The 13,115-nt window shown below is 33.9% G+C and carries 10 protein-coding genes; 6 read left to right on the top strand and 4 right to left on the bottom strand.

The genetic code is table 11. The annotated features are described in order from the left end of the window. Position 1: 1 nt before the first annotated feature. On the bottom strand, positions 2 to 889 hold the full coding sequence (locus DPQ89_RS10945; RefSeq protein WP_127716981.1) for a polysaccharide deacetylase family protein: 888 nt from the start codon (positions 887 to 889) through the stop codon (positions 2 to 4). A gap of 78 nt (positions 890 to 967) precedes the next feature. Next, on the bottom strand, positions 968 to 1,699 hold the full coding sequence (gene sfsA, locus DPQ89_RS10950) for a DNA/RNA nuclease SfsA (RefSeq protein WP_127716982.1): 732 nt from the start codon (positions 1,697 to 1,699) through the stop codon (positions 968 to 970). Between the two features lie 132 nt (positions 1,700 to 1,831). Here sfsA and DPQ89_RS10955 point away from each other — a divergent pair, with 132 nt between their 5' ends. Further along, positions 1,832 to 3,193 carry an HD domain-containing phosphohydrolase gene (locus DPQ89_RS10955; protein WP_127716983.1) on the top strand — a complete coding sequence of 454 codons (1,362 nt, stop codon included), beginning with the start codon at positions 1,832 to 1,834 and terminating at the stop codon, positions 3,191 to 3,193. On the opposite strand, the gene DPQ89_RS10960 is transcribed toward DPQ89_RS10955, so the two are convergent. Further along, the gene (locus tag DPQ89_RS10960) at positions 3,183 to 4,547 is read right to left on the bottom strand and encodes an HD-GYP domain-containing protein (RefSeq protein ID WP_127716984.1); all 1,365 of its coding nucleotides are present in this window, start codon (positions 4,545 to 4,547) and stop codon (positions 3,183 to 3,185) included. The genes DPQ89_RS10955 and DPQ89_RS10960 overlap by 11 nt on opposite strands. Before the next feature lie 115 nt (positions 4,548 to 4,662). Here DPQ89_RS10960 and DPQ89_RS10965 point away from each other — a divergent pair, with 115 nt between their 5' ends. The 4 genes from DPQ89_RS10965 to DPQ89_RS10980 all read left to right on the top strand — a co-directional run bounded on the left by DPQ89_RS10965 (position 4,663) and on the right by DPQ89_RS10980 (position 9,715). Beyond that, positions 4,663 to 5,577, top strand: coding sequence for a class I SAM-dependent methyltransferase (locus tag DPQ89_RS10965; RefSeq protein WP_164848360.1), 915 nt, complete (start codon positions 4,663 to 4,665; stop codon positions 5,575 to 5,577). A gap of 155 nt (positions 5,578 to 5,732) precedes the next feature. Next, positions 5,733 to 6,986, top strand: coding sequence for an ATP-binding protein (locus tag DPQ89_RS10970; RefSeq protein ID WP_127716986.1), 1,254 nt, complete (start codon positions 5,733 to 5,735; stop codon positions 6,984 to 6,986). A gap of 67 nt (positions 6,987 to 7,053) precedes the next feature. Beyond that, positions 7,054 to 7,761 (top strand): ABC transporter substrate-binding protein, encoded by a 708-nt coding sequence (locus DPQ89_RS10975; protein WP_127716987.1) that lies wholly within the window; start codon positions 7,054 to 7,056, stop codon positions 7,759 to 7,761. Next, positions 7,748 to 9,715, top strand: a complete 1,968-nt coding sequence (locus DPQ89_RS10980) for an ATP-binding protein (RefSeq protein ID WP_164848361.1) — start codon at positions 7,748 to 7,750, stop codon at positions 9,713 to 9,715. The genes DPQ89_RS10975 and DPQ89_RS10980 overlap by 14 nt, the downstream gene beginning before the upstream one ends. Before the next feature lie 14 nt (positions 9,716 to 9,729). Here DPQ89_RS10980 and DPQ89_RS10985 read toward each other — a convergent pair whose 3' ends face one another. Next, positions 9,730 to 12,273 (bottom strand): zinc-dependent metalloprotease, encoded by a 2,544-nt coding sequence (locus DPQ89_RS10985; protein WP_127716989.1) that lies wholly within the window; start codon positions 12,271 to 12,273, stop codon positions 9,730 to 9,732. 120 nt (positions 12,274 to 12,393) lie between these two features. On the opposite strand from DPQ89_RS10985, the gene pyrE reads away from it, so the two are divergent. Further along, entirely contained in the window at positions 12,394 to 13,026 is a 633-nt protein-coding gene (gene pyrE, locus DPQ89_RS10990) for an orotate phosphoribosyltransferase (protein ID WP_164848362.1), read from the top strand. Positions 13,027 to 13,115 lie beyond the last annotated feature (89 nt).

Here is a 13,115-nt window from a genome sequence, read left to right on the forward strand (position 1 = left end):
ATTATTTTAAAATACAAGATTTATTAGCGTAAGAAAACTCTTTAATTTCATTAAGTGGAACAATAGAGATTCCATTTTTCTTAGCATCTCTTATAAAAATCTCTGATGCTTCAATACTTCTTTCATGAATATCATGCATTAACGCTACTCCACCACCAAATGGGTATTTAATTTTATACTTCACCATTTTATACTTAGTGTTCCCAAATATTGTTCTCTTTACCTTGTGCTTATATGCCGTTCCACCTTTTACATGGGCCATTATATTATCAGAGATTTGTTGTGCCGTAATGGTTGGAACCCAGTCTGATGTATCAATATCCCAAAAGGCAAAATTGATACAGTTCTCACCATATAATTCATTTGAAACTTCTTTCATGGTATTAAAGTGATGGTAGAACTTATTAGAACCATACGCTCCGTATGGAAATCTATAGTAACTAGAGATTTGAGAAGAACCATACTTTGCTTTTAATTGCTCTAAAAGAAGAACAGATTTATATAGTTCTTCTTTGAACTCACTTTCTTCTTCGTGATTATTGTTTTCATGATCATGATCGTGACTTGCTAAGATATGTCCTTCATCCAAAATTCTTTCAATAATTGGCAAAGTCTTGTCAGTTATATTTTGTGTTAATACAAAGAAGGTCGCTTTTACATTTTCGCTTTTGAGAAGATCTAGCAATTTTGGAGTTCTTGTTTCGTGAGGACCATCATCATAAGTGAGGGCAACTTTATTAGAGCCTTTAAGTGACTTTGTTCTATATTGATCAAAACCCACGTCAACATTTGGTCTATAAACTTGTTGCTCATTTGGAAATTGCTTTAAATTTACTGAGTGTACTTGTGCACTCAAAAGAATTGTACACAATGTGATAAGTGGTTTCATTTACTTTCTCCTAAATTAATTACCTCTTAGATAACCCTAGAGGAAGAAAGTTTCAACGCAGTGTGTAAAAAAGAGTATCTATAGAATAAGTGGGATCTTTCTATCTACTTTGATCTCTAACTCATTTAAACTACATTGATATACGAGAATTTCTACGTCATTTTCAAAGGCCTCTTTCAATAGTTTCGCATAAGTAGGGTCAATTTTATCTGCCGGAGAAAATCTATTTACATCTTCTCTTTGAACAATATAGAGCATGCATGCTCTAATCGAATCAGTCTTAAGCTTGGTTAACTCTTTGAGGTGTTTCTGGCCTCTCTCGCTTACGCTATCTGGAAATAGTGCCAATTCATCATCTCCTAATAGGGTCACATTCTTAACTTCTACATAGCATTGCTTAGATGGAGACTTCTTATCTCCACTATATAACCAGATATCTAGTCGGCTATCGCCAATCTTCTTTTCAGGTTTGATAATCTCAAAATCTTGAAGCTCAGAGATGACTGAGTTTTCAATTGCTTCAATGGCCAGTTTATTTGGTAGAGAGGTATTAACACCAATCCAGCTCTTTCCATTATGAGTCATTTCTAAGGAATACTTCAGCTTTCTTTTGGGATTATCATGATAACTTAGTAAAACAGGCCAGTTTAGATCCCAACAAGTTTTCATACTCCCTGTATTAGCAGTATGTGCCACAATAATATCGCCTTTTTTGTTAAGTGGAGTATCTTCGAGCAGTTCAATATCTGCTAAAAATCTCTTATATCTCTTAAGTATTCTTCCATTTATTAAGGGTGTATTAAACTTCATAGTGATTTCCGATTCTTATAGTCGGTTTAATATTAACTTTATTATTAAAACTTTACCACTCAAGTCATTGAATTTTTTTAACTTATTTCCGGTTTTGGGGTAAAATACTTTAGCAAGGAGAGTGTGAGAAATATGAGTCAAGCTTTAATCATTTCTGATAATGAAGTCTTAAACGACCTTTATTCTGTGAACTTAGAAGTTTACACGGGCACCAATGTGACCGTTAAAAGAAATTGTGATGAGGCGATTAAGCTTCTCGAGCTTAACCCAAATTTTGACGTCATTATCTCCCTTTGTATGTTAAGTGATATAGATAGTGGATCTATTATTTATCAACATTTAGTTGAAAATGATATCGATAGTCCTCTGATCGTAGTAGGAAAAAAGAGTGATGTTCCAAAAGACGTTCCTCAAGTGGTAGGCTGCTACGATATAAAAAACCTTATTCGAAACGTTGCCAAAGTTTTGGAAATATCGGCCAAGGATATGGTTGATAAGGCCGTTCCTGATTACTATCCGGTTCCAATAAAGCTTTTCTATAATGTTCAAAAAGTTCCTTGTGATATCTTTTTAAAGTTAAAGAAGTCTATGACAGATATTGAATACCCTAAGATTTTTTCAAAAGGAGATTCTCCTTCAGTAGGGATAAAAAAGTATCTAGATGAAGGTGTCCATTTTCTCTATGTTGATTCAACTATGAGACTTGAAATTATAAATCTAGCGAGTGCTTGCATTTTAACTGAACTAAATGCACTTGGTGATCCTGGTGTTACTGATGAAAAGAAAATAGAGGTCATTGAACAGGGGATAGAGATCGTTGCAGATAAACTCTTTACTGAAAATGAGGTAAATGAAGAAATTATTGAGCTTTCTAAAAGCTGTATGAGTTCAGTTAAAGATGTTGTTGAGAATAACCCTAAGCTTAAAAATATTTTAAAGCTCTTAACTGCAAATCGCGCGAGCTACTTATACTCTCATTCAATAATTGCAACATATGTTGCTACACATATTGTAAAAACAATTTCCTGGGGAGGAGAAAGTCATATCGATAAGATTAACTTTGTCTTCTTCTTTCATGATCTCTATTTAGCGCCGATTTATAGCAAGTATCCAGAACTAAAATACGAAGAAGAAGCTTTGTTTAATTCAAAGCTTGAAGATAGTGAAAAGGAAGTCATTTTAAATCATGCGAAGTTAGCGGCGGATGCACTTGCAAATTATCCTCGACTTCCTCTTGGTGCAGACCAGATTATTTTACAACACCATGGTATGACCAGTGGACAAGGTTTTGCTGTTAACTTTAAAGATGATATATCACCTCTAGCTAAAGTTATGATCATAGCTGAAGGCTTTACAGAAGAGTTATTAAGAACCTTAGAAGATACAACTGCAGAGAAGCTTACGAAGCCTGAAATTATTAAGGCCCTTCACATTAAATTCCCAAGACACACTTATAAAAAGATTATTGAAACTTTAAATGAGCTTAAATTTTAATAGCTTTCTCTAATGCTGAAAACGGGTCTTTAAAATTCCCTACATTATAATCTAGTTTCAAATCCTCTAGGATCTTTATTTGATCTGAGCTGGTTTTATTAGATAGAGCATACTTTGCAACAAATGCTGTCGCAAGAATGAAAGCACATGAGTGAGCTGAGAGCTTATTTACTGTTACACCAAAAGGAAACCCTGAGCCATTAGGTCTTTCATGATGTTGAGCAATTACGAAATCAACCTCCGAGTATCCTTGAAATTGTCTGGCAATTTCAGCTGCTCTAATAGGGTGAGTTAGGTACTCATCCTGTTCGTCTTTGGTAAACATTTGTAAATTAGGATCATTAGCACTTGTAATTTTTATTAAATCCTCATTTCCAAGAGTAGAGTCTTGAAGTAGAGAAGCTAGTCCAAGCTTTTTTCTAGAGAGATCAGATTTCCATCCTAGATTATGTAAAATAGCTTCACTCAAGTAAGAAGTAAGGATCGCTTGTTCCGCAAAGTCACCATTTTTAAAAGGAATTTCTGCAAGTAAAGATGATACTGACTCTCTCTTTCTAATGACTTTATCAGTTGTATCAATGATTAGTGAGCAAAGAGCTTGAATATCATCACTAACACCAATCGCTCTTATATATTGCTGTACTATAAGTGTTCCTCTTATCTGATTTGCAATATACTTTTGAGAAGTAAGACCTTTTTGCATTAAGTTGGTGGTTACTTTTTCGATTCCATCTTCAAGCATTTTTATAAAATCATTCTTACCGAGATAGAGGCTTTTTATATTTTTACGAGCATATGTTTGTATTTTAGCGTGCGTGTAAGGAGTATTTCGTTTAATAATTTTTATAAACTTTGTACTAGTTAATTCTAAGTAGACATCATAGGGAACGATTTTAAACATATAGAAGTTTCGAATCCGCATCGGAAGTAGTTCATCTCTATCGATCTCTTCAATGGATTCTTCAAATTCTTCTTTCTTCGCCCACTCAAGAGATGCTGTGATAACTTCTTTAAAGTTTACTGCTTCGTATGGAGTTGTAATAATACCGTTGATTGGATGATTATTGTATAGATCATTATCAACTCTATCTTTTATATGAACGGCCGAACCCATAAAAATAATAGGTCTCTCACCAACTGTTTCAATGATTTGGTGACCAACTTTTGTAGGATCGTTCTCTTTTATTGAAGCTTCAATCATGACAATTGCAAAGGGACCCTCGTACGATAATTTCTCCAGGGCATCACTTGCATTTATGGAGCAAATTAATTCTACTTTTGGGAAGTTTGCAGTAAAAAGTTTACTGAGATTTGTCCACTCTTCCTTATTGTCACAAATAAATAGTGCTTTCATCTTTCTTGCTAGGCCTTTGTCAGAAAATACTTATTACTCTATAATACATCTATCAAGACTTAGGATAAAGTATTGAAATAAGTTACATTTTTTACCGCTTGTAGGATTTAACATTGTGAAAAGCACCGATTTAGATTTGTTCTATAGTGAAATTGAACAGAACTTCAAAAAAATAGCCCAAAGTAAGCTGGCGCAGCGTCTCTATCATGGAAGAGGTGGGACATATGAAGAGTTAAACTTTTTTAATATAGACTTTTACTCTAGTGCTGTCTTTATAACACTCTTTAAAGATTTACCATTTGATTCAATCTTGGGGAAACTTAGAAGTATCTTTGGACAAAATTTCTCTGTTATTTTGCAAAGACGATATCTTAAACCTGTACAAGTTGAGCAATATGGAACTGAAATATCTTCTCCATTTCTATGTGAAGAAATGGGGCTTAAGTTCTATGTCAATCTACTAGAAAATCAAAATCCTGGTTTGTTTCTTGATATGAAAGAAGGAAAGAAGTGGCTTCGTGATAATAGTAGAGAAAAGTCTATTTTAAATTTATTTAGTTATACATGTTCTGTTTCAGTTTTTGCTCTTGCAGGTGGGGCAAGCAAGGTTTTGAATATTGATCAAAAGAAATCTTTTCTAAATATTGGTCGCGAGAACCATAGACAGAATAATTTCAATTCTAGAGCGGAGTTTAGAAATTGGGATGTAAAAAAATCTATGAACCAAATTGCTAAACAAGGTCCCTTTGATATTATCTTTTGTGATCCTCCGACTAATCAAGCAAAGAGCTTCTTTTATAAGAATGATTACTCCAAGATTATTGAAAAATCTTCGAAGGTATTAAGTGTAGGAGGTTACTTTGTGGCCTGTCTCAATACACCTTTTGAAACGAGTGAATATTTACAGAAGCTTTTCTTAGCAGATTCAAATGAGTGGGAATATGTGAAAACTCTATTCTCAAGTGATGACTTTCGTGAAATTGATAAAGAAAATGGTGTAAAGATTGTCATATATCGACTCATTTCTTAGGCATATTCTTAGTAAACTAAAGAAAAATTAGTAATTCACCTTTAGACATATAATAATTGAAAATGTATAAATTACTTATACTTAGGTGATTTCTATTAAAGTTAATATAAATTATCAAGTTACAATATTGTTCTATATTTTAGGACAGGGATAGGATGGATTTACTAAGCAAAATAAATATCATTGCGAAGACGTTGTTCAATACGACCGACCCGAATATCGCTCTTGAAAGAAGCTTGGCTTCGCTTGGAGAGTTATTGCAAGTCGATAATATTTGGCTTGTCAAAAATGTTCTAGATGAAGCTGGTAGCCAGATTCAATTAGAGCCTTATAGTGAATGGTACCTAAATGAAGAAATTGGCCGTATTAATTTCGACTTGCTGGCCGGTTTTACTTATGAAGAAATCTACGATTACTATTCGATAGTTATTTCTAGAGGTGAACCACTCTTTGGAAACTCATCAAACTTTACCTTTAAATCTAAAAAAATTGGAAAGTACTATAAAGATATGGGGATGAAGAGCTTTATAGTCGTTCCCATTTTCTATGACTCCTTTCACTGGGGAAATCTTGTTTTACTAGATTTCAATGTTGAGAGGCAATGGGATTCTCTGGCGCAGGCCATGACACTCATTTCTTCAATTTTTGGGGCCCATATTAGAAATATGGAATTTAGAGATTCTATTAATGAAGAGTATGTTTCTGATCATGGAAAGAAAATGGCAACTCTTGGTGAGATGGCCGCAGGCATTGTTCACGAAATAAATAATCCACTCTTTATAATTAACGGTTTTGCGACAAAGATAAATAATCTTATTGAGCGTGATCAGTTAGATAAGTATCAATTGATGAATATTTCCGAGATGATTCAAAAGAATTGCAAGAGAGTTACAAGTATTATCTCTGGTCTTCGAATGATTTCTAGAAAGACTAAGCTTGATGAATTAGAAGTAAAAAGTTTGAAAGATATCATTGAATCCACAATAGATATATCTCGTGAAAGAATTAGGCTTGCTGATATCGATTTAAAAATTAATTTTCCTGATGGAGATGACTTTCCAGTAGAGTGTCATCCTGAGCAATTATCACAAGTATTGGTAAATCTCTTTAATAACTCCTATGATTCAATATGCGAAAATGATGGAAGTAAATGGATTGACTTAAGTTTAAAGGATTTGGGGGATAGATTTCTTTTCTCTGTGACTGATTCTGGAAGCTCAATACCAAATGAAATTGCTCAGAAAATTATGCAGCCTTTCTTCACGACAAAAGAGTCTGGAAAAGGAACAGGCTTAGGTCTTAGTATTTCCAAAGAAATTGTTAGTAAACATGGTGGAAATTTTTATCTTGACCAAAGTTGTTCAAACGTTAAGTTTATTATCGAATTACCAAAGCTAGAGTACGAATAAGCCTCAAGATTTATTTAGTTTATATTTTTCAGTGTCATGATAAAATCTTATCTATCAAGGATTTTAAATGACGTTTTTTCGAATTTTCATAATATACCTTTTAGGAGTATATTTTGCGAATGCAAAAGTTGTAACTGTCTCTGGTATTCAAGGTTCGTTAAATAGTGAGATTAGTTATGCTGTTCTTTCTGAAGCCTATTCTCAAATTGGATATACATTAAAGTGGAAGCCCCTACCGGCAGAAAGATCTCTTCGTACTTCTAATTCTGGTGAAGTTGATGGAGAACTTTTTCGTATTGGAGGTATTCAACGAAAGTATACAAATCTTCTTATTGTTCCTGTTGTAATTAATAAACTCCAAGGAGTTGTCTATGCCAAGAATAAAGACTTTAAAGTAAATGGTTGGTCTTCTTTAAAGGGTTCTAAAATAGGAATTCAAAGAGGTGTGAAGTTCTCTGAAAATGGCACAAAAGGTATGTTGGTCGAAATTTTTAATTCGGTAGATGAGCTCTTAAAAAGTTTAGGTAGTAGGCGAATAGATGTCGCAATCGTCTCGAGAGTGAATGGACTTAAGTATAAAGACTCTGCAAAAGAGTCAAAGGCTATTGCTCTGAGACCGTTTATTGAAGAGTTTGAACTCTTTCATTATATTCACAAAAAGAATGAATATTTAGTTGAAAAGCTAGTTACTGTTCTTTTACAAATGAAAAGCTCTGGTCGAATCGATGAAATACGAAGAGATTATTTAAGTAGGTATGAAGTTGAGCAATATTAAAAAAAATGACCTTCAGAACTCCTTATCCAAGAAGTTTTTAAAAATTACAATTTATAGCTATATTGCTATTACTGCTATTATTACAATTATTCAACTCTCGATGACTTACTTTAATACACAAGAGCGTATTAGTTACGAGATTAAACAAATTCCTCAATCATACGGGCCTAGTATAGGCGCTGCAATTTGGTCTTTTAATGACGATGCACTAGTTTCATCTGTTAATGGCCTACTCGAAAAAGATATGATCTCTGGTGTAAATGTGCAGTATTCTTCTGAAGAGATCTCAGTTGGTATTGTAAAGAAGAATGGTCATTATTATAGTTACGAGTTTTCTGGAACTGATGATACGGCGAAGAAGCTTAGTGGTAATTTAAATTTTCTTGAAGAGTTTAAATTTCCAATAGTTTTTAAAACAGTGCAAAAAGAACTTCATACTGTTGGGATTATGACAATCTATGTTTCAAAAGAAGTTTTTTATAAAGAAATTAAAAGAAGTCTTATTCTCGTTGTTACAAACTCTGTTCTAATTTTGGTTTTCCTCATTCTTATCTCGTCTATTTTCTTGAAACGAATTATTTCTAATCCTCTTGAACAACTTGTATCTGAAATTGATAAGGTTAGTTTTTCAAACTTAGATGAAAGTTTTCTTGTTTCGACGCACTCTACTTCAGATGATGAGATTCGCCACCTTGAACATTCATTTAATAATCTAATTTCAAAATTAATCGTCTCCAAGCAGGAAATCAGTCAACTGACTTCTGGTCTGGAGTCTCAAATTGAAGAAAGAACTGCTGATCTTATTGGTGCGCTTGAACAGGCCAAAACATCTAGTAAGGCAAAAAGTCAGTTCTTGGCAAATATGAGTCATGAGCTTAGAACTCCGCTAAATGCCATAACAGGTTTTAGTGCAGTACTTATGGAAGATTTACAAAAAATGAATCTATCAAAAGAGTATATTGATAACTTATCAAATATTCACCAGTCTTCAATTCATCTAACTCAAGTAGTAAGTGATATTCTTAGCTTATCAAAGATTGAGTCAGGAAAAATGAAGCTAGATATTTCTTCATGCTCTTTAAAAGAAGTTTGTAACTCAGTTTTTTCTATGACTGAACACTTCGCAAAAGAAAAAAATATTGAGTATAACTATTCATTTTCTGATGATTGTGACTTTGTATGCGACACTGATGAGACGAAGATCAAACAAGTATTACTAAATCTTATATCAAATGCGATCAAGTTTACCCCAAAGGAGGGGAGTATCTCATTTAATATCAAACGAGATAAGTTAGATAATATTCTTGTTGAGGTAATAGACACTGGAATAGGGATAGAAGCTTCTAAGATAGATGTGATCTTTAAAGAGTTTGAGCAAGCTGAAATGTCGACAACAAAGAAATTTGGTGGCACAGGACTTGGCCTTTCAATTTCAAAAAAGTTAGTGACTATGCTTGGAGGTTCTTTAGAAGTTACAAGTGTAGTTTCTAAAGGTTCTACTTTTTCTGTCATTCTCCCACTTAAGCCAATTGATAATATTCAAAATAATGTTGAGAATGAAATTGATTATTCAATTGATGGTCTGGATTTCTTAGTTTTCGAAGATAATAAACTCAATCAGAAACTTATTGGAACACTTTTAAAAAGATCTGGAGCAACATGTACTTTGGCCTGCGATGGACTAGATGGTCTTGAAAAACTAAAACTAAAACGTCCTGATGTAATACTCATGGATCTTCATATGCCCAATATGAATGGACTTCAGGCAACAGTGGAAATTCGAAAGAAGTTTAGTAGTAGCGAGCTGCCAATCTTTGCTTTAAGTGCTGATATAATGGAAGAGAGTATAATTGAAACTAAAAAGGCCGGAATGAATGGATTTCTCTCTAAGCCAGTTCAAATGAAAGAACTAAAGAAACAAGTTAGTCTAGAAAGTAAAAAGGCCTCAACTTAGAGGCCTTTACTATTTTACTTTATCATTCTGTATAAACTCTTTTCATTCATATAGAACTCGTAAATATCATCAGGCGTTGAATCTATGTCACCAAAAGTCGTCACAATACCAGTTTCTAACTTTTCAAAGCTTGCATAAACTTTTGCCTTAACTTTTTTCATTCTTCTTTTAAAACTATGGGAGCTTGGAAAGAGGTCCGATTTTAACAGATCAAATGCCTCTTTTCTTAGAGACTTCCCATTCACAGCATATTTAAACTCTGGAGTGTAAATAAGTGGAGCGTTTTCCAGAGCAATAGATGAGTTTGTTCCAATAAGAGTTGAAGTTAACTTGTAAATTTGATCACTCATTCCTTCTTGTTCATAAGAATACGGTTGATCTAAGTATTGAATAGCGTAGAAGAGTAGCTTTCTATCAAACGCTATTGCGTGCTCATTAATTTTTAACTTAGTTAGTTCAATAATTTTCTCATTCTTTAGTTCTGGATAATACTTTGGAAGAAGTTCATAGGCCTTCTCTTTCATCTTTCTTGTCAAAGGACTTATCCAACCTGAATTGTCTTTAGTTGGAGTTAGGTTTTCAAATAGTACTTTGTTCATTCCTCCAATCTTATCAAAGTCACTTTTAATCTTTTGCTTATTCAATAAGAAAAAAGCATCCATATCAAAAGATGACTCCACATTCATTGGAGTAAGTCTTTCAATTGTTCTACTAATTTTTCCAAGCTTGGCCTTTTCAATAAGTGGTTTTAGACGGTTTTTAGCAAACCAGCTGACTTGGTACTCTGCTGTATTATAGAAGTTTTGAAGACTAAATATTTTCATCTCTTCAGTCATTTGCTCATCACCAAGAAATGAGAATGTAGTAGAAATAAGGTTATGGGCCATTATATTTAAAGATTGCTCCATAAAGAATTGCTTCTCAGCCATTACATTTGCAAAAGCATCGAATCTAAAACAATCGTAATACTTTCCTGCATGGTCATCAGTACAGAATTGAAGCTCTGAATATTGAGCTTCTTCAAAGTAAGCAACATTTACTACGTGTTGATCATAGTCCAGTACTTCTTTTTCTAGGCGAATCTTTGCTCCAATTAAATTTGAGAAGTAGCCCGGAGTGTAGTCCATTACAGAACTTGCAACCTTTATAGTTGACGCTACATCTCCAGAGATTAAGTAGTCCTTTGATATAGAGTTGTAGTTGCTAGAGTCAATTGTTGTCTCTAAGCTCGCTGCGAAGTTATGTCTAAAGCCAAGTGTGTGACCAACTTCGTGGGCAACAACTTGACGAACGTAATCTGAAACATATCTAGTGTAGATTATTTCCTTTTCTTCATCCGATAAGTTGCTTGCGTCTAGATCATTAGTTAACTCTTTAATTCTTTCTATTTCAGCAACTGCACTTTGCTCACCATGGTTACAAAGTTTAGAAGATTCAAATCCTGTTAGTCCCATTTTCTGAACAGGTTTTTTTTGTTCCACTAGAATTCTATTTAAAAGGTTTTTGACGGACTTGTACGAACCATTGGCAAATGAGCTTGTCATAAAGACGTGTGCCTGATGAATCTCGCCAGTAAGTGGGTCAGAGTTTGATGCAGCATAAGCAAAACCTGCTGTATCCCAATCTAGCCATTGAACTATATTGTATCCAGGTTCATGAATACTGATATTTGGTTTAAGTGTATCAACGGTTATAACTTCTTTTTTAAATGCCTTATTCCAGTAAAGAATACCGTCAATGACTGCTTGCTTGTACTTCTGCGGAATATTTGATGTAAGAGAAAACTTAATACCTTTATTAATATCAAACTTCTTTATATGAGTAACGGGTTGTTCAATTATTTGCCCTTCAGAGTCTGTTGGGTAAATTGGGTGGTTTTCAAAATAACCAACGTAATCAAAGCCTGGGCTTTGTGTTGGTTTAAAGTTCTCATTTTTTATGTAAGTAGATAGAGTATATTTTATTTGAACAGGCTCAATACTCGCTGGAGTTGTAGTTGTAGCAGAAGATTCAACTCTTAAATACTGGTCTATGAATATATGATTATTTCTTAGCACTACTTTATTTAAGAAACTTTCAACTATAGAGTAAGTGCTCTCTGTACTAGGGTCTCTTTGTGGGTTTGCGATAAAATATGATGACTTTTGGAATAGAACTTTCATCCCTTGTTCAAAGTTAAAGATTAAGCTTGTGTTATCCTCCATAATAAGAGGAAATTTTGCTAGTAATATTTCTGTTGTTACTGAATTCGTAACTAGCTTTCCATTTGTAGATTCAAACATACCAACAAAGTTACCACTTCTTTTGAAGTAAATAATTTTGGCCGCAAGAGGGTTTCCTGTTGCTGCAGGAGGGTTATCTATAATCGAAGTGTGTAAAAGGAAGAGGTGTCCAAGGGCCTCTTTCTTTAATGTTAGATTGTAGTTATCTCCAGTCGAAAGAGATTTCTTATTTCCCTTAACAGCATTAAGTAGTGGAGATGTATCTGTATGTTTAACTTGAATGCCGGCCGAGATTGAACTACTTAGAAGTAGAGCTAGCAACATGATATATTTCATATTTATTCCTTTTGAAAGTGTTGTCACTTTTTGTTTGGGGACTGTATACTTGAGCGAAATAACCGTCAAATTTATTGAGTCTGACAAAGACTTACAGTTTGTGAAAACTTTGGAGAAATGATGCAAAGAGAGAAAGAAGTTGCAAAGATTTTATTAGATAATAACTGCTTACAACTTTCTCCTAGTGAGCCGTTTACTTATGCATCGGGTCTAAAGGGTCCTATCTACTGCGATAATAGAAAGCTGCTTAGTTTTGTTGAAGCAAGGAGTCGTATCGTTCAGCACTTTGTTGAGACAATAAATGAAAGTGGTATCAAGTTTGATCAACTTGCTGGCCTTGCAACTGCGGGGATTCCTCACTGTGCTTTTATCGCAAACGAACTTAGTGTCCCAATGATTTATATCCGTGGGAAAGCAAAGGGGCATGGTAAACAAAATCAGATTGAAGGAAGTTTTAAAAAGGGACAGTCTATTTTATTAGTAGAAGATCTTATAAACCAAGGCAAGAGTCTAGAGGATGCTATCATAGCGGCTTTGGCCGAAGGATTGGTCCCTGTGGGAGTCGTTTCGATTGTTACTTACGAGATGCAAAAGTCTAAAGAGATTTTGAGTAAATATAAGATACCCTTAATATCATTAACAAATTTCTCCGATATAGTCTCTTTGGCCCTTGAGCAAAATGTGATTTCTACCGATGAGTTGAATATGTTAACTTCATGGCAACTTGACCCAGCAAATTGGGTTCGAAAGTAACTTTACTTTTGGACGCTAAGCGGTCGACATTTAATGATCTTGCGTGCTATGAGGTTCATTAAGACATTAAAATTATATAAGTTCTAAAA

Source organism: Halobacteriovorax sp. HLS (assembly GCF_004006665.1).
GTDB lineage: Bacteria > Bdellovibrionota > Bacteriovoracia > Bacteriovoracales > Bacteriovoracaceae > Halobacteriovorax.